Here is a 610-nt window from a genome sequence, read left to right on the forward strand (position 1 = left end):
AAAGGCCCCTTCTTGAAGAAGCGGTCCTCGGCTATCTCCATAACGAATCAGGGTTCGGACAAGTTTTGCGTGCCGCGTTGTTTGTGGTGCGTGCAGTACTGTGGGCAGCTGCTTGCCAGTTTTTGGTAGTCGGGAGTTTGCTGATAGCGCTGTTCTTGTGCGTACTGGTTAGTTTGTGGCGTCTCTTGTCGGTCCGTCCCTTTTCGGGCTTGCCTCGCATGGGGGCATGTCCCGGTGGGCTTCAGTTGCTGCAACTGGGGCCCACACCCCCACATTTCTGCGCGAAGAGCCAGGAATGAACTACAATGTCGAAATTCGCACGCAGACCGAAGGCGAGGATGTTGGAGCCAGCCCCAAGGCCGTTCTGTCTAAGGCTGATGGGCCCTCAATCATGCTGGGCCAAGTCCTTATCGCTTCATTAGGCGGTTACGGCGCGAGTATATTGGCCTTTTTCCTGTTCTCTCCGGTCAGCTGGGTCGTTGTGGTGTTGGCTTTTTTGCCTGGCGCGATTGTGGCCGTTGCTGCCGTGGTCGTGCTGCGCCGGTTCCTGCGGGGGCGCAGATGACGAGCCAGCGAAAAACAAAATGGGGTGCAGGTCTGCTTTCGCTAA

General features: G+C 56.9%; 1 protein-coding gene. It reads left to right on the forward strand.

Annotated features, from left to right (window positions below; all coding sequences use genetic code 11):
- Window positions 1-295: 295 nt before the first annotated feature.
- The gene (locus tag EGN72_RS00215; protein WP_127044673.1) at window positions 296-565 is read left to right on the forward strand and encodes a hypothetical protein; all 270 of its coding nucleotides are present in this window, start codon (window positions 296-298) and stop codon (window positions 563-565) included.
- Window positions 566-610 lie beyond the last annotated feature (45 nt).

It is taken from the genome of Pseudorhodobacter sp. E13 (assembly GCF_003991405.1).
Lineage (GTDB): Bacteria > Pseudomonadota > Alphaproteobacteria > Rhodobacterales > Rhodobacteraceae > Pseudorhodobacter.

Coding starts and splice junctions, on each gene's coding strand:
- EGN72_RS00215 (WP_127044673.1), top strand. CDS start 296: ATGAACTACAATGTCGAAATTCGCACGCAGACCGAAGGCGAGGATGTT.